Raw genomic sequence first — 16,991 nt, 5'->3', positions numbered from 1 at the left:
TGGTGACAATAGCGTTTTGGACCCACCTGATCCCATGCCGAACTCAGTAGTGAAACGAAACAGCGCCGATGATAGTGTAGCATTTGTTATGTGAAAGTAGGTCATCGCCAGGCTCCAAATAAAGAAAACCCGACTCATAGAGTCGGGCTTTTTTACGTCTGCAGGAAAGTGAAAAAGCGAGCAAGGTGCAAGGTGGCGAGTGTCGCTCAGGCGTTCATCTGAAAGCAACACACCTCCATATATCGGCTGTTGCGATAAATCACGACCTACAGTAGTGCGTTTAGTTTATTGTCAACAACAACTGAAAAGTGAGCCACTCGAGTCTTTGAATAATGATCCACTATTTATACCAATCGACTTAAATATTTAACCATTCTAGCGGGCTAAATAAAGCGCTAACAGCGTTAGTAATTTTTCATCTAGAACAACTACATGTCAAAATTCTGCCTTGTTATCACTGTATTTACCTGTCGCTATAAGTGGTCAGTAACTTAACATGATTGGTATTATTAAGATTTTACATTAATCCGCCTTGTTTTTTTTCTTCGATTCTATAACTCCACACTCATTTGAATATCTCTGTTGTGGTCAGCTAATTCCGGACTCCTTATAAGTAACCGAAAACTCGCTTTCTGCATTGCATTTTAATAATAAGATAAATTAAATTTTATATTAAGTTTAAAAATCAGTTACTTAAAATTGGCTTGATTACTGCTTCATTAACTATCAATTAATACAGTGGAGATGACCTATGCTCAGGAAATTATTATGCTTAATCTTTTTTACGCTTTTATCTGGTTGCGGCGGTTCCGGAGGGGATACTACAGCAAGCCCGGTTGTAGTAACGCCCCCCGTTGTAGTTGAGCCTGTTGATAACTCACTAAAAGACGTCGTGGTCCCATCAGGATTTGATTGGTCAATGAATGATGAGGTGAGTATCAATTTTAAAGTTGTAAGCACTATAACGATGATAGACCAAAGTGGAGCTGGTATTGGTGGTAAACATTTCATAAAGGTTACTGCTATCGATCAAAACTCAGAGCAAGTGGGCACTACATTGCTCAAAGCCCTAACATCACGAACTGGGCAGTTAGAGAGCACGCTTAAATTTCCTAATGAGTGGAGTGGAATTAAAGTTGAGGCTAAGGTTGATGGGGTAGTTTGTACTGAGACGTTTTTAAAAAATGTTTTGTTGGGGGACCTTGAGATTAAGTGTCCAGTTGAAGTTAATGCAGAAGAAGGATAACCGCGATGAGTCTTAAAAAAATTATTTTAGCGTCTGTATTATCTCCTTCATTTTGTGTAATAGCCGCAGCAACAAGTACAAGCACGGTGGATAACCAAGATGGGACATTTACATATACTCAGCGTATAAACAAACAAAGTACTGCACCTCATTATTTAGCTCCTCAAAACTATGGCTTTGATTTTTACTCGCATTATTCTCAAGATTATGGTTGGCAGCATAGTTTTGAAAACCTTGAAGATCCATTACTTAAAATACAAAGTGCCACGTTATTAATTCGAGGCTATGACATTGATTCTGAATCTTTTCATGGAACGAGTGGTGAATATGATGGTATTAGTGTGGATGGTTCAGAACTTAATCCTGGCTTGCTTCAAGGTACTAACGGTACATGGTCTGAAACATCATTTGATGTGCCTTTGTCAGCCATAACTGATGATGGTTTAGTTAATGTATTTCTTGATATAGATATGAACCACGACTACGTGAAATGGAAAACAACTTTAGATTATAGTGAGCTGGTCATTACGTATGCTATAACCCCTAATGATTCACCATATTTGCCTGTTCTAACAGTAGAAAATGAGAGTTGCCTATCGCCAGATAAAGATCTAGTTATTGTGGTTGATAATACAGAAAATGCAGATCCCGATGGTGACAGCGTTACCTATCAATATCGTTGGTTTGTTGATGTAGGCCAGGGTGAAGTTGTTGATGATGAAATAGTGGGTAAAACAGATCACTCAGGTAGTACTGTATTAGCCTCGCAAGTGCAAGGTGGTGAAATATGGCGTGTGCAGGTCACCGCGATTGATAGCAATGGTTTAATTAGTAATCCTGCATTTTATACATGGGAAGTAAGTGCTGATACAGACTCTGATTGTGATGGAATTAGTAATATTGATGACGATTATCCAAACGACCCACAAAGAGCCTCAAATAACTATACTGTTAAATCAACCCTAGCGTTTGAAGACTTGTGGCCTAATAAAGGCGACTATGACTTAAATGATTTTGTTATGGGTTACACCTTTAATGTTATAAAAAATGCAGATAACCAAGTTAAGCAGATTGATCTAACTGGATCTATCAATGCACGAGGTGCAAGCAATGCAAATGCATTTGCTTTAGCATTTGATAATATTTCAAATGAGAGCGTTCAAAGTGCAAGCATTGATATAGCAGGTAATACACGTTCATTGGTTGCTGAAGCGGGACACACAAATCAACTCGTTTATACATTGGTTGAAAACATTCATGATGTAACAGTAAGTGCTAATGGGTATCAGTTTTTTAATACGCAAAGTGGTGATGAAAGCGATGTAGTACCAGTAACAATGAGTATTATATTTAATGACACTGTGAATACTTCAGATATTGGTAACGCTCCCTTTAACCCATTTATATACCCGGTAAATGATCGTGGGCGTGAAGTGCACCTTCCTAATCATTCCCCTACAGCGTTAGCAAACGCTGATTTATTTAAAACGGGTGACGATAATTCTGAAGTAGGTGGAGCACAGACATACATGACAACTGATGGTCACCCTTGGGCGCTCGATGTTACTTCAGTTTGGTCACATCCAATTGAAAATGTGGATATTGTTAATGCATACCCAATGATTAAAGAGTGGGCTGAAAGCAAAAAAGGTAAAAATACTACTTGGTATAATGAACCAGTAAAAGGTAAGTGTTGGAAGTGTAATTAATACCAATTTAATGAAACTAGTATTATAGGTTCAGTTATTTTAAATAAAAGAGTAGATCAAAAACGCCAGCTTTAGCTGGCGTTTTAATGTGGCGACTAAAGTTAATTAAGCTTTAGGGCCTGCATTTTTAATATCGTCTGAGACATCATACTTAGCGAAGTTTTCAGTGAAATCAGCAGCAAGCTTAGTCGCGTATTCAGCGTACTTTGCTTTATCTTCCCATGTGTTAATTGGGTTAAGTAAATTGCTGTCTACACCTGGAACTGCTACTGGCACGTCTAGGTTTAAAACATCGATGTGCTGAGTTTCAACACCAGCCAGCTTACCAGATACGATTGCATCAACAACAGCACGTGTTGCTGGGATATCAAAACGCTTACCAGTGCCGTAAGGGCCACCAGTCCAACCTGTGTTAACAAGGTATACTTTGGCACCAAACTCACGTACACGCTTCATAAGAAGCTCAGCGTAAACACCTGCTGGACGTGGGAAAAATGGTGCGCCGAAACACGTTGAGAATGTTGACTCAATATCGCTGGTTGAACCAATCTCTGTAGAGCCTACTTTTGCAGTGTAGCCACTTAAGAAGTGAAACGCTGCAGCTTCTTCAGTAAGGATTGATACCGGTGGTAATACACCGCTTACATCACATGTTAAGAATACAACGGCTTTTGGTTCACCAGCACGGTTTTCTACTTTACGCTTTTCAACGTGTTCAAGTGGATAAGCTGCACGGCTATTTTGAGTTAGGCTTGTATCGTGAAAGTCAGGAATGCCTTTATCATCTAGGACGACGTTTTCTAGGATAGTTCCAAAGCGGATTGCATCCCAAATAACTGGCTCATTCTTTTGTGAAAGGTCGATACATTTAGCGTAACAGCCGCCTTCGATGTTGAATACGCTGCCTGGTGCCCAGCCGTGTTCGTCGTCACCAATTAGAAAGCGAGTTGGATCTGCTGATAAGGTAGTTTTACCTGTACCAGATAGACCGAAGAACAATGCTGTGTCGCCAGCTTCGCCTACGTTAGCTGAGCAGTGCATTGGTAATACACCCTTCGCTGGAAGTAGGAAGTTCTGAACAGAGAACATTGATTTTTTCATTTCACCGGCATAACGCATACCTGCTAGCAATACTTTACGTTGTGCAAAGTTGATAATAACGGTGCCGTCGCTGTTAGTGCCATCACGTTCTGGATCACATACAAACGAAGGTACATTCATTACCTGCCACTGGGGTAAATCAGATGCATTGTAAGACTTAGGTTCGATAAACATGTTTTTGGCAAAAATATGATGCCATGCAGTTTCTGTTGTAACAACAACAGGTAAATAGTGCTCTGGATCAGCGCCAACTTCAAGGTGAGAGATGAAGTGGTCGTTGTCTTGCACATGTGCTTCTACACGTGCCCATAAAGCGTCAAATTTATCTGCATCGAAAGGGCGGTTTACATTACCCCATTGAATTTCATTTTCAGTACTTGATTCTTGAACAATAAAACGATCTTTTGGAGAACGGCCAGTACGGCGACCAGTGTTCGCAACAAAAGCTCCATTGGCGGCTAAAGTCCCTTCGCCACGACGGATCGCGTGTTCGACAAGTTCAGCTGCAGTTAGATCGACAAAACGAGTAGCGCTTGAAGTCATGTTTATACCTAAATTGTGTGAGATTGAACGGGATAGCTCTGGGTTCTTAATAACCTTAAGCTGTAATTATAGTAACAGATGGATTAGGGATATTCGAGCCTATGAAAGCTTTAAAAACACATATATTTAGTAAAAAACATGAATAATTTCAATGATACCGGTGTCATGAAAGTTGTTGGTTTTATGACACCGGTATCATTTTTTATGAACAAAAAAGCTGCAGTGTTTACAGCTTTTCAATGTGTACTTTTTTAAGAGGGGGGGTTCTTAGTTAAAAATGGCTTTGATTTCTTGCTCGTTAAAAGAGTAGTCTTTTAAGCAATAATGACAGCTAATTTTGATTTCACCGTTTTCAGCTACGTCGTTAAGTAATTCTTGCTGACCAATATTAACGAGTGCGGTAATCGTTTTCTCTCTGCTGCAACCACATTTAAATTGGATTGCTTGTGGCTCGTATACACGAGGGTTATCTTCATGATAAAGGCGAGTCAGTACAGTGTTAGCATCAAGCTCTAGTAACTCTTTATCTTTAATCGTATTACTGAGTGCCTCTAGATGTGTAAAATCAGTAATAGATTTTTCTTTATTCACAGGTAAAACTTGCAGTAATAAGCCGGATGCTTTGGCTTTATCTTGAGTTGTATCAGTGGCAAACCACAATCGTGTCTGCAGTTGTTCTGATTGGGCAAAGTATGCTTCTAAACATTCTGCAAGCGTATCGTGCTCTAGTGGTACGATACCTTGGTAGCGCTCGCCCTTATCAGGTGTAATAGTTAATACCATCACACCATTACCAATTAGTTCTTTAACAGTACTACCTGTTACTTCACTTTGTATGCGAGCGATACCACGCATATTTTGTTTATCATCACCATTAATAACCGCATATTTTACAGGACCATCACCTTGTAATTGTACTGCAATATCACCTTCAAATTTTAATGTGGCTGTTAATAAGCACGTTGCAACGAGTAATTCACCTAATAAGGCTTTTACTGGTGCAGGGTAATTATGGCCTGCAATCATCTCATTGTAGGTGTGCTCAATTTGGACTAGCTCGCCGCGGACGTCTAGTTTTTCAAATGTATAACGGTGAAGTAGATCTTGTTGCATGGGTCGCTTTACCTAACTTGATTTCATTTTTAAAAGTTCGCGTCTTTGCTTTTTATCGGGTTTACGATCCGGATGTGGAGCAAAAAAGCTATTATTTTTGCGGGCAATACTATTTGCCTCGCGTTTTTCAATACTAGCTTGTGATTCTAGATATAAGGTTTGAGCAATGGGGGCACTTAAACGTTTATCAACTAATTTAAGTACAGTGATGAGCTTTTCATCAACACCTTGTGCTAATTTAATTTGTGCGCCTAGTTCAACTATTTTACTGGGTTTTGCACGTTGCCCATTATAATGTACTTTACCACCTTGTACCATGTCTCGTGCGGTGGCTCGGGTTTTATAAAAACGTGCAGCCCACAGCCATTTATCTAAACGAATGGCATTAATATCATCAGCTGAAGTCGAATTGCGGGTGTTTCCTTTTGAACCATTACTTTTTGACAAAATAGCACTCTTTTATTTCGCTGATCACAAATACAAAATTTAGCACGAAACCCACATTTAAAGAAATAGTTGGTGAGTTTTGTAGTGAAGTAAAAGCCCTAATTTACCTTGTTTACAAAGTTTAATATTAGTGCGCTTGTTGAATGAAAAATGAAAAGGTACTATAGGGCAGAGATATGGCAGTAAATTAAAATAAGAAATGGCATTTATGGAACAGCAATTACAGCAGCTAAAACATCTGGTAAATAAATTACCCCACGCTAAATTAAGCTGGGTGGTAACTCTTTTAGCTATTGTTTATATTGCTTTTTTATTAGCTAAAGCGTTTTGGCTTGCATGGCCAGAGCCTACGAATTTAGCCCTCCCACCAAGCAGTATGAATGCTGCAAATAATTCATCCGAGCGTGTAAATTCTAAGTCAATATTAGAGCAGAATTTATTCGGTAAAGCAGATGTTGTGCTTGGTAAACAGCCTACCAAACAAGCTAAAGTGATTAATAATGCACCTGAAACACGGTTAAGCATTAATTTAACAGGGATTGTAGCCGTTAGTAATAATGATTTAACGGGGCTTGCGGTTATTGAGTCGCAAGGACAACAATCTACTTACCTTGTTGATGATGTAGTGAAAGGAACACGGGCAAAACTTGCTCAGGTATTACCTGATCGAGTGATATTAGATGTGAGTGGGCGTTTTGAGACATTAATGCTTGATGGACTCGACTTTACTAAAACAGTCTCAATGCCTGTTTTGGCTCAGCGTGAAGAGGATGAGTCGGAATTAGATGAGGGCCCACAGATGGAAGGTGATCGTCAAATTGATGCCACATCTAATCAAGAAGTCAAAGAAGCAATCATAGAAACCCGAGAAGAACTATTAAAAGATCCTGGTAAATTATTTGATTACATCCGTGTATCTCAGGCAATGAAAGACGGCGAGCTTGTTGGCTATCGCTTAAGCCCAGGTAAAGACCCTGTGCTATTTAAGCAAATGGGATTACAAAATAACGATTTAGCTGTATCGATTAACGGCTATCAACTAACAGATTTAAAACAGGCCATGTCAGCCATTAATGAGCTGCGTAATAGCACCGATGCCAATATCACTATCGAACGTGATGGTGAGCAAATCGATGTACAATTTAGCCTGCAATAACTTAGCTTTGGAGTTTTAAAATAATGGTTCACGCGCTACACCTCAAAAAAATCAGAAAAGGGTTAGCTAAGTACGCAACACTTTTTTTTGCGGCCAGTTTATCTTTGTCAGTATCTGCCGTTGAGTACGCTGCAAACTTTAAAGGGACCGATATTAACGAGTTCATTAATATCGTAGGTAAAAACCTTAATAAAACAGTGATCATTGATCCTAACGTACGCGGCAAAGTAAATGTTCGCAGTTATGAGCTGATGGATGAAGCACTTTATTATCAATTTTTCCTAAATGTGCTTGAAGTTTACGGTTATTCAGCTGTAGAGATGGATAACGGCATTTTAAAAATCGAAAAAAGCTCTGACGCTAAAAAGTCGAATGTTCCACTGATCACTGAGGATAATCAGGCCAGCGGCGATATGATGGTGACGCGAGTTGTTCGCGTTAAGAATGTTAGCGTGCAAGAGCTTGGCCCGTTAGTGCGTCAATTTAGCGACCAAAAAGATGGCGGTCATGTCGCTAACTTCAATGCCGCTAACGTTATGATGTTGACGGGTCACGCAGCATCCGTGAATCGTTTAGTCGAAATCATTCGCTCTGTTGACCAAGCGGGTGATAAGCGCGTTGATATTGTAAAACTAAACTTTGCAACGGCAGACGACGTGGTTTCAGTGGTTGAGAATATTTACAAAGATACAGGTAAAGGCAGCGTTCCTGAGTTTTTAATTCCTAAAGTGGTTGCCGATGGCCGTACAAACAGCGTTATAGTCAGTGGTGAAGGCCAAGCAAGAACCCGCGCAATTGAGCTTATTAAGCGTTTAGATGGTGAATTGCAAAATCAAGGTAACACAAAAGTTATTTACCTTAATTACGCCAATGCTGAAGATCTTGTTAAAGTACTACAGGGGGTAAGTAAAACACTTGGTGAAGAAGGCCAAGGTGGGGCAACCAAAACCCGTAGCCGTAGTAAAGATGATACAAGTATTGAAGCTCACCCAGATTCAAACTCGCTGGTAATTACCGCTCAACCAGACACAATGCGATCACTTGAATCAGTTATTGCACGCTTAGATATTCGCCGTGCGCAGGTACTCGTAGAAGCAATCATTGTTGAAGTTATGGAAGCTGATGGTATCAACTTTGGGCTGCAGTTTATCTCAGAGCAAGGCGGAATGATGCAATTTAACAACGGCAATTCAGTCCCTGTAGGGTCGCTGGCCGTTGCAGCTGAGGTCGCACGTGATAAAACAGTAACAAAAACCCTTACCGGCGTTAATAACGAACTAACAGAGTATGATGAAACTCAAGAAGGTGATTTAGGCCCATTAGGCGCATTACTGGGTGGTATTAATGGTTTAGCCATGGGTATTGTTAAAAATGACTGGGGCGCGATCATCCAAGCAGTGTCTACTGACACCAACTCAAATATCCTTGCCACTCCATCCGTAACAACGATGGATAACGAAGAAGCGTCAATGATCGTTGGTCAAGAAGTACCAATTATCACGGGCTCGCAAACAGGCTCTAATAATAACAACCCATTCCAAACTGTTGAACGTCAAGAAGTTGGTATTAAACTCAAAGTAACACCCCAAATTAACGATGGCAGTGCTGTTCAACTTATTATTGAACAAGAGGTTTCTGGTGTAAGTGGCGCCACTGCGGTGGATATTTCAATTAATAAGCGTGCTATTAAAACAACGGTAATGGCTGATGACGGTGGTATGGTTGTACTAGGTGGTTTGATTGATGAAGATGTACAAGAAAGTGTATCTAAAGTGCCGCTACTAGGTGATATCCCTATTTTAGGGCATTTATTCCGCTCTACCAGTACCAGCAAACGTAAACGTAATCTCATTATATTTATTCGCCCGACCATTATTCGTGATGGTATAAAAATGAATAAATTAAGCCACTCAAAATATAACTTTATTCGTGGTGAGCAACAAATAAAGCGAGATGACGGGATTGATTTGATGCCGCTAACTGATTCGCCAATATTACCAGAGTGGAATGACGCATTAATCTTGCCACCAACGTATGAAGAATACTTAAGAAAGCAAAATGCAGACGAGCGCAACGATGACTGATGCAATCACTGAAATCAGCGAAGAGCATGCAAAGCCACAAGATAGCAGCGACTTGATGACCAGCGATGATCTTGTTGAGCTACCCAATAAGCGTTTGCCTTTTTCGTATGCAAGGCGTGCGGGTATGTTATTAAGCAAAAATAATGATGACCGTGTCGTTTTCTACCGTGGTGAATTGGATATTGAAGCCCTGCTAGAAGTACGCCGTATTGCCGGTCATGGCTTTACACTTGAGCAATTACCAGATGATAAATTTGAATTGTTGCTCGAAGCATCGTATCAACGCGATAGCTCTGAAACTCAGCAAATGATGGAAGATATCGGCAATGAAGTGGATTTATTTTCATTAGCAGAAGACATGCCACAAACTGAAGATTTACTCGCTGGGGATGATGACGCGCCAATTATTAAATTGATCAACGCTATGCTTAGTGAGGCAATCAAAGAGGGTGCATCTGATATTCACATTGAGACCTTTGAGCAAGAGTTAGTAATTCGCTTTAGGGTTGATGGTGTGCTTAAAGAAGTACTTAAACCAAATCGTAAATTGGCCTCTTTATTGGTTTCGCGTATCAAAGTAATGGCGAAACTCGATATTGCTGAAAAGCGCATTCCACAAGATGGTCGTATTAGTTTACGTATTGCAGGTCGTGCTGTTGATGTACGGGTATCAACCATGCCATCTAGTTTTGGTGAACGTGTAGTACTTCGTCTACTTGATAAAAACAATGCACGTTTAAATCTTGAAGATTTAGGAATGACTTTACGTAATCGCGAGTTATTCTCTGATTTGATAAGTAAACCGCATGGTATTATTTTGGTGACCGGGCCAACCGGCTCAGGTAAAAGTACCACGCTTTATGCTGGTATGAGTCAAATTAACTCTCGCGATCGCAATATATTAACGGTTGAAGATCCAATTGAGTATGAAATCCCAGGTATTGGCCAAACTCAGGTCAACGCAAAAGTTGATATGACCTTTGCTCGTGGCCTTAGAGCGATTCTACGCCAAGATCCTGATGTCGTAATGGTTGGTGAAATACGTGATTTAGAAACGGCTCAAATTGGTGTGCAAGCATCACTGACTGGCCACTTAGTTATGTCAACGTTACATACCAATACAGCAGCGGGTGCTATTTCACGTATGGAAGATATGGGGGTAGAGCCTTTCTTACTTTCATCGTCATTATTAGGTGTGTTGTCACAGCGCCTAGTACGTACTTTATGTAAAAGCTGTAAAGAAGCTCACACCGCAGATGAGCGTGAATGTGAATTACTCGGCGTGCCGTTTGAGAATCCACCGACAATTTACCGCGCAGTGGGTTGTGAAGAATGTAACTTTAATGGTTACCGTGGACGTACGGGTATTCATGAGTTACTTGTTGTTGATGAAACTGTACGAGAGCTTGTGCACAGTGGTAAAGGTGAGCAAAGTGTTGAAAAATACATTCGTAAACATACACCAAGTATTCGTCAAGATGGCTGTAGCCGCGTATTGGCTGGTAAAACGACCCTTGAAGAAGTGTTACGTGTAACACGTGAGGAAGGTTAATAATGGCTGCGTTTGAGTATCGCGCGTTAGATGGTCGTGGCAAAGATAAAAAAGGTATTTTAGAAGCGGATACCGCTAAACAAGTTCGTCAATCCCTGCGTGAACAAGGGCTCACTCCATTAGAAGTGAGCCCCGCAGCACAGGGAGATAAACAGATTAAAGGTGAAAAAACTACGTTTTTAGGTGGTTTTTTTAAACCAAAAATATCTACATCGGATCTTGCATTAATCACTCGTCAGCTCGCTACTTTAATTCAGTCAGCACTGCCTGTTGAAGGAGCTGTTATGGCTGTCGCTGAGCAATGTGAAAAGCCACGCTTGAAGCGCATGTTGATGTCGGTACGCTCTAAAGTTGTAGAAGGTTACACCCTTGCTGATGGTATGTCTGAGTTTCCGCACGTATTTGATAACTTATACCGAGCAATGGTTGCGGCAGGTGAAAAGTCAGGCCATTTAGATGCTGTTTTGAATCGTTTAGCAGATTACACGGAGCAACGTCAGCACATGCGCAGTCAAATAACGCAAGCAATGGTATATCCGGTTATATTAGTTATTTTTGCAATCGGCATTGTATCCATTCTATTAGGTACTGTAGTGCCTAAAATATTAAAAACGTTTGAAAAATCTAAACAGGTTTTACCATGGACGACAGAGTGGGTAATGGCCGCGAGTAATTATGTGCAAAATTACTGGTTTATAACTCTTGTGCTGTTTACGTTGCTTGTTATAGGGATTAAACACGCATTAAAACAGCCAAAAATTCGCTTTTGGTATGATGCTAAAATTTTAATATTACCCGGTATTGGTAAGGTTGCGCGTAGTATTAATACGGCTCGCTTCGCGCGCACGTTGAGTATTCTGTCATCGAGTTCGGTGCCATTACTCGAAGGTATGCGGATCTCTGGCGAGGTACTGATTAATGAAAAAATTAAGAAAGCGGTAGCGGATGCATCAACGCGTGTCAGTGAAGGTGCGAGCCTTCGAGCATCGCTACAAGAAACCAAATTATTTCCACCGATGATGCTACATATGATCGCCAGTGGGGAAAAATCGGGTGAGCTTGAGCAGATGTTAGAGCGTGCAGCGAATAACCAAGACCGTGAATTTGAAAGCATGGTAAATGTCTCGCTAAAACTCTTAGAGCCTGCGATGATAGCGTCAATGGCAGTGATCGTATTGTTTATTGTTATGGCCATATTACAACCTATTATGGCGATGAATAAAGCGATTGGGCTGTAACAGTTTCAGGGATATCGTAATGCACTTTACCGTATTGCGATGAATTAATTATTAAGAAAAATAGAGGTACATACGTGAATAAACAATCAGGTTTCTCATTGCTAGAAGTTATGGTGGTACTGGTTATCATTGGCATGATCATGTCAATCGTGGCACCAAATATTATGGGTCAACAAGAAGAGGCGGCAATCGATAAAGCGCATTTGGATATCCAGCAGCTTGAAGATGCAATGAGTCTTTATAAATTAAAAAATAAAGCGTACTTAACGACAGAGCAAGGCTTAGAAGGTTTAGTGACACAAACCAGCGTAGAGCCAACACCAAGACGTTTTCCTGAAGGTGGTTTTATTTCTAAGCTACCAGAAGACCCATGGGGTAACCCATATCTATTAATCAGTCCAGGTGAAGTGGGTAAAATTGATATTTTTTCAATGGGACCAGATGGCGAAGCGGGCACTGATGATGATATCGGTAACTGGGACGAAGAAAAACAGTAATGCATAATAATTCAGCGGCGTTATTCTTTTTAGTACAGGGCTTAGCATGTTCTTAAGCCCCACAGCTAACTCACGCGCTACAAAATTGAAGCCACCAACGCGTGGCTTTAGTTTAATTGAAATACTCGTTGTGTTGGTGGTCATCGCCTTTGCAACAAAGATGGTGGTATACAGCCTTGATGGCGGTGTTGAAGATGAGCTTGATAAGCAAGCGCTGAGGCTGCATACCACCATTAATATGGCATCTGAATTTGCAATATTAAATCAGGTTGAATTAGGTTTTCATATTGACGAAGATACCTTTGAATTTTTAGTATTTGATGGCGAAAAGTGGATTGTGTTCGATCGCGATAAACTGTTTGCACCCATTAAAGTTGATGAGCGTCTTAAATTGACACTTAATCTAGAAGATCTCGCATGGGCTCAAGATAACCTTTTAGAGCAATCTAACTGGCAGGAGCTGATGAGCGGCGGTGATGACGATGATTTTTTAGAGCTTAAAAAACTTAAAATCCCGCAAGTCCTTATTTTATCTTCTGGTGAAGTTAGCGCGTTTCAACTTGTTTATGAATTAAAAGACGAAAGAGAGCCTCTGTACTTCATTGAAGGGGAGTTTTCTGCTCCTGTAAACCTACGCCGAGAACCTGAATAATGCTTAATAATAAAGGTTTTACTTTACTGGAAGTGATGGTGGCGTTGAGTATATGCGCTATGGCGGGTATTGCTGCTATGCAGGCAACGGGCGATCACATTAATCATTTATCAAGCCTTGAAGAGCAAACTTACGCATCATGGGTTGCTGAAAATGTATTGGTTGAACAACGGGCAAAAGGCAATAAATGGCAAGGAAAAAACGGCGCTAAAGGCACTGAGGTTATGGGGGGCGTTGAATGGTATTGGCGACAAGACGTGGTTGCCACAGCTGATAAAACCTTTGTAAAAGTGACTATTAATGTTTTTAGTGATGAAAAACTAGAATACTCAATCTATGAACTTACTAGCTACTTAAATAAAGGTGGTCGTTAAGTGAAGCAGCGCGGATTTACCTTATTAGAAGTGATGGTAGCGCTGGGCATCTTAGCCTTTGTCATTTTGGCTACTCATCAAATACTGGATTCGACCACTAAAGCAAAAGAAGCGTCGGACGAAAAAATTGCAGAATTAAATGGTTTGCAAACGACATTCAGGCTAATGGATCAAGATTTTAGCCAAATGACAAAGCGAGCCGTTCGCGACGAATCTGGCGATATACAAGAGTTTTATCTATTAGCGGGACGTTATACATTAAATAGCCAGTATGACGGCATAGGCTTTGTACGCGATGGTTGGGTAAACCCAATAAATTTATTACCTCGCTCAGAACTACAAGCAGTGGGTTATCGCGTGATAGATGACAACTTAGAGCGTGTGCATCGGGTGTATGTGGATCAGCTTGATAATCTTGAACCGCGTGTGCAAGTAATACTCGAAAATATTGAAGATCTTAAATTTGAGTTTTTAGATGACAAAATTGAATGGCAAGAGCAATGGCAAAAAAAGGAACTCCCTAAAGCGGTTGCTGTGACTATTACGCGTATTGATGAAGAGCCATTAAGGCGCATATTTTTAGTGCCAGGTAATGGCCAAGGGGGCAGTGTTGAACCATAAACCCCAGCAAGGCGCCGCACTCATAATTGTGTTGTTTATTGTTGCTTTAGCTTCAATATTGGCAGTTGAAATGAGTAGCAATCTGCTAATTCAGGTACAGAAAAGCACCAACATTCAAGGGCATCAGCAAGCAAAATGGTACGCCTATGCAGCGGAAGAGTTAGCAATAAAGGCATTGTTACAAAGCAAAAAAGACGATCCGGATAAAACCACACTAAAGCAGATTTGGGCTCAACAAGGTGATGTACCATACCCTGTTGATAATGGCACACTTCAAGGTAAAATTATTGATTTACAAGCGTGTTTAAATTTAAACGCATTGCGTGTAAAAGCAGCAACACAAGCAGGGAGTACAAGTAGAACAAACCCTGCACATAAGGCTCTACTTGCATTGCTTGAAAATATTGAAGACCTGCAATCAGATGAATCAGAAGAAGCGATGGCTGACAGTGTGTTTGATTGGCTAGACGAAGATAGTATTACGTATCGTTCGGGTGCAGAGGAAGACGAATACTTGTCGCGTCAATTTCCGTATATGACAGCGAATAGTTATTTTGCCTCAACATCAGAGTTACGTTTAGTTAAGGGCTTTAACCCGCTTGTAATGGAAAAAGTACTGCCTTACGTATGTGTTATACCAGGTAGTGAGTTATTGGCAATTAATGTTAATACGCTCGACCCCGAAAATGCCTTATTGCTTAGCGCAATGATTGATGGTTTGGATATATCTGGGGCGCAAGCCGTTTTAGCAGCACGCCCAGATGATGGTTTTTCAAATATAGAAGAATTTTTTGAGCAAGTGAATCAACAAGGGGCTCAAAATGTTAAGTCCGTTGAAAAGTTGTTCACCATAAATAGCGAATATTTTAAATTACAATCGCAAGCTGAATTTGTTGAGCTGCGTTTTTCGATGACCACATTACTGCAAGCCAAAGATGGTGAAGTAACGATACTGGCGCGAAAATTTGGAGGCGTACAGTGACAGAAATACTTTTGATCCGCACGGGTCAAACCCAGCAAGATAAAATTAATTGGTTGATTTACTCACCACTAGAACAAGAAATTATTGCCAGCGGTGACTTACCCAATGCAGAGCAATTGAGTGAGTTAACTGAAAAATCACAAAATCGAGAAGTGGTGGCATTGCTGCCTTGTGATCAAGTACAGCTTAAAACCGTTGAGCTACCTACTAAGTGGAATCGTAAACTCGAACAAGCATTACCCTATATGCTTGAAGAGGATATTGCGTGTGATGTTGATGATTTATTTATAGCGATAGCTGAACCGTCAATGATTGGTGATAAGCACGCAATTAATGTTGCGATGACAGATCGCGACTGGTTTGAATCTTGGTTAGCTATATTTGTTGAGCATGATATAGAAGTATTTAAATTATTACCCGATGCAATATTACTACCTACAGCAGAAAATGATGCCTTAAGTGTAATTGAGCTGGGTGAACAGTGGTTGTGTAAGCACGGCCTGTGGCGAGTTGGCGCAGTAGAGCAAAGCTGGCTAGCAGAATATTTAGCAGCGCTAGGTAATCCACATGTTGAGCACTATAGCCCTGCGTCACAATTCCCTGAGACAATTGATTTAACAGCGCAGACAGATGCTTATGATTTACCATTAGCGTTATTTGCAAAGCAATTACCGAGTGTGAAATTCAACCTTCGCCAGGGGCAGTACCAACTTAAAAAGAAAACGTCTTTATGGTGGGGATATTGGAAAAATGCTGCGATAGCAGCGAGCGTTGCTTTAGTGGGGTCAATCGTTATTAAAGGTGTTGAATTGCACCAATTGAATAGCGAAATAGACATAGCAAAAACACACGTTGTTGAACGTTACCAAAAAGCCTTTCCGGGTAAAGCTCTGAACCCTCATCTGATTAAAAGCCAAATTAAAGGTGAGCTCGCCAAACTTGATGGCGTTAGCAGTGCTGGCTTTTTAGACCTTACCAATGAGCTGGTTAGTGTGTTTAGTCAGGTTCAAGAGTTTAAGCCTGAAACGCTACGTTATGATCAACGTCGTAATGAATTAAGAGTGCGTGCTCGGGGTAAAGATTTTCAAACATTTGGTAAAGTTAAAGCAATCCTTGAGCAGCGTGGTTTAACAGTTGATCAAGGGTCATTGAACAATGATGGCGACTTTGTAGTCGGTGAAATAAAACTACGAGGTGCAGCATGAAACAACAGTTACTAAAACATTGGCGTTCTTTAAAAGAGCAAGAACAACAGTTAGTAATGATTGCGGGTGTTATTTTTGTTATTTTTGTACTTGTTATGGGGATTTTTAGACCGCTCAATAATGCCATTGCTGAAGCACAGAAAAATCAGCTTAAACAGCAAGAGTTATTGGCTTGGGTTGATACCAGTATTGTTAAATTGAAAGCTGGAAGTTCACGTGCTGTCATCAACAACCAAAATCTAAGTCAAATAGTCAATGCAACGCGTGGCCGTTACGATATTACAATTAGTAAAATGCAGCCGAATGACAACGCACTAAGATTAACGATTGACACAGTGCAATTTAATAAATTAGTGCAATGGCTAGATGAGTTAGTAAATGACAAAGGTGTGATGATCGAAAACCTCGATTTGAGCCGCGATGACAAGCAAGGCTATGTTCGAGTTAGCCGATTGGTATTAGAGAAGTAAG

At 40.5% G+C, this 16,991-nt stretch carries 16 protein-coding genes and 1 rRNA gene; 14 read left to right on the top strand and 3 right to left on the bottom strand.

Annotation, left to right across the window (positions count from 1 at the left end; all coding sequences use genetic code 11):
• The 3 genes from rrf to HJP15_RS21130 form a co-directional block, all read left to right on the top strand.
• Positions 1–113 (top strand): 5S ribosomal RNA (rrf, locus tag HJP15_RS21140); the annotation flags it as partial.
• Positions 114–751: 638 nt separating this feature from the next.
• On the top strand, positions 752–1,246 hold the full coding sequence (locus HJP15_RS21135) for a hypothetical protein (protein ID WP_170174577.1): 495 nt from the start codon (positions 752–754) through the stop codon (positions 1,244–1,246).
• 5 nt (positions 1,247–1,251) lie between these two features.
• Entirely contained in the window at positions 1,252–2,955 is a 1,704-nt protein-coding gene (locus HJP15_RS21130; RefSeq protein WP_054456054.1) for an LruC domain-containing protein, read from the top strand.
• Positions 2,956–3,060: 105 nt separating this feature from the next.
• Here the strand turns inward: HJP15_RS21130 and HJP15_RS21125 are convergent, their stop codons facing one another.
• From HJP15_RS21125 to hslR, 3 genes are all read right to left on the bottom strand, one after another.
• On the bottom strand, positions 3,061–4,599 hold the full coding sequence (locus HJP15_RS21125) for a phosphoenolpyruvate carboxykinase (RefSeq protein WP_170174576.1): 1,539 nt from the start codon (positions 4,597–4,599) through the stop codon (positions 3,061–3,063).
• A 267-nt stretch (positions 4,600–4,866) separates the two neighbouring features.
• Positions 4,867–5,712 carry an Hsp33 family molecular chaperone HslO gene (hslO, locus tag HJP15_RS21120; RefSeq protein WP_054206830.1) on the bottom strand — a complete coding sequence of 282 codons (846 nt, stop codon included), beginning with the start codon at positions 5,710–5,712 and terminating at the stop codon, positions 4,867–4,869.
• A gap of 12 nt (positions 5,713–5,724) precedes the next feature.
• On the bottom strand, positions 5,725–6,102 hold the full coding sequence (hslR, locus tag HJP15_RS21115) for a ribosome-associated heat shock protein Hsp15 (RefSeq protein ID WP_054206855.1): 378 nt from the start codon (positions 6,100–6,102) through the stop codon (positions 5,725–5,727).
• A gap of 265 nt (positions 6,103–6,367) precedes the next feature.
• Between hslR and gspC the strand changes: the two genes are divergently transcribed.
• The 11 genes from gspC (at position 6,368) to HJP15_RS21060 (ending at position 16,990) form a co-directional block, all read left to right on the top strand.
• The gene (gspC, locus tag HJP15_RS21110; protein ID WP_054206831.1) at positions 6,368–7,315 is read left to right on the top strand and encodes a type II secretion system protein GspC; all 948 of its coding nucleotides are present in this window, start codon (positions 6,368–6,370) and stop codon (positions 7,313–7,315) included.
• Positions 7,316–7,338: 23 nt separating this feature from the next.
• Complete coding sequence (gene gspD / locus HJP15_RS21105) at positions 7,339–9,399, top strand: type II secretion system secretin GspD (protein WP_054206832.1); 2,061 nt, start codon at positions 7,339–7,341, stop codon at positions 9,397–9,399.
• Positions 9,392–10,951, top strand: a complete 1,560-nt coding sequence (gspE, locus tag HJP15_RS21100) for a type II secretion system ATPase GspE (RefSeq protein ID WP_054206833.1) — start codon at positions 9,392–9,394, stop codon at positions 10,949–10,951. The genes gspD and gspE overlap by 8 nt, the downstream gene beginning before the upstream one ends.
• 2 nt (positions 10,952–10,953) lie before the next feature.
• On the top strand, positions 10,954–12,189 hold the full coding sequence (gene gspF, locus HJP15_RS21095) for a type II secretion system inner membrane protein GspF (protein WP_170174575.1): 1,236 nt from the start codon (positions 10,954–10,956) through the stop codon (positions 12,187–12,189).
• Positions 12,190–12,263: 74 nt separating this feature from the next.
• The gene (gene gspG, locus HJP15_RS21090; protein WP_054206835.1) at positions 12,264–12,686 is read left to right on the top strand and encodes a type II secretion system major pseudopilin GspG; all 423 of its coding nucleotides are present in this window, start codon (positions 12,264–12,266) and stop codon (positions 12,684–12,686) included.
• 46 nt (positions 12,687–12,732) lie between these two features.
• Positions 12,733–13,338 carry a prepilin-type N-terminal cleavage/methylation domain-containing protein gene (locus HJP15_RS21085; RefSeq protein WP_054206836.1) on the top strand — a complete coding sequence of 202 codons (606 nt, stop codon included), beginning with the start codon at positions 12,733–12,735 and terminating at the stop codon, positions 13,336–13,338.
• The gene (gene gspI / locus HJP15_RS21080; RefSeq protein WP_054206837.1) at positions 13,338–13,712 is read left to right on the top strand and encodes a type II secretion system minor pseudopilin GspI; all 375 of its coding nucleotides are present in this window, start codon (positions 13,338–13,340) and stop codon (positions 13,710–13,712) included. The genes HJP15_RS21085 and gspI overlap by 1 nt, the downstream gene beginning before the upstream one ends.
• The gene (gene gspJ, locus HJP15_RS21075; RefSeq protein WP_054206838.1) at positions 13,713–14,333 is read left to right on the top strand and encodes a type II secretion system minor pseudopilin GspJ; all 621 of its coding nucleotides are present in this window, start codon (positions 13,713–13,715) and stop codon (positions 14,331–14,333) included.
• On the top strand, positions 14,323–15,315 hold the full coding sequence (gene gspK / locus HJP15_RS21070; protein ID WP_405630569.1) for a type II secretion system minor pseudopilin GspK: 993 nt from the start codon (positions 14,323–14,325) through the stop codon (positions 15,313–15,315). Before gspJ ends, gspK begins: the two co-directional genes overlap by 11 nt.
• Positions 15,312–16,520, top strand: coding sequence for a type II secretion system protein GspL (gspL, locus tag HJP15_RS21065; RefSeq protein ID WP_170174574.1), 1,209 nt, complete (start codon positions 15,312–15,314; stop codon positions 16,518–16,520). The genes gspK and gspL overlap by 4 nt, the downstream gene beginning before the upstream one ends.
• Positions 16,517–16,990, top strand: coding sequence for a type II secretion system protein M (locus HJP15_RS21060; RefSeq protein ID WP_170174573.1), 474 nt, complete (start codon positions 16,517–16,519; stop codon positions 16,988–16,990). Before gspL ends, HJP15_RS21060 begins: the two co-directional genes overlap by 4 nt.
• Position 16,991 lies beyond the last annotated feature (1 nt).

Origin of the sequence: Pseudoalteromonas sp. NEC-BIFX-2020_002 (assembly GCF_013002825.1) — a bacterium.
In the GTDB taxonomy this organism is placed as follows: Bacteria; Pseudomonadota; Gammaproteobacteria; order Enterobacterales; family Alteromonadaceae; genus Pseudoalteromonas; species Pseudoalteromonas neustonica.
The sequence above is the reverse complement of the archived record's forward strand: the minus strand, read 5'-3'. Positions and strand labels throughout refer to the sequence as shown.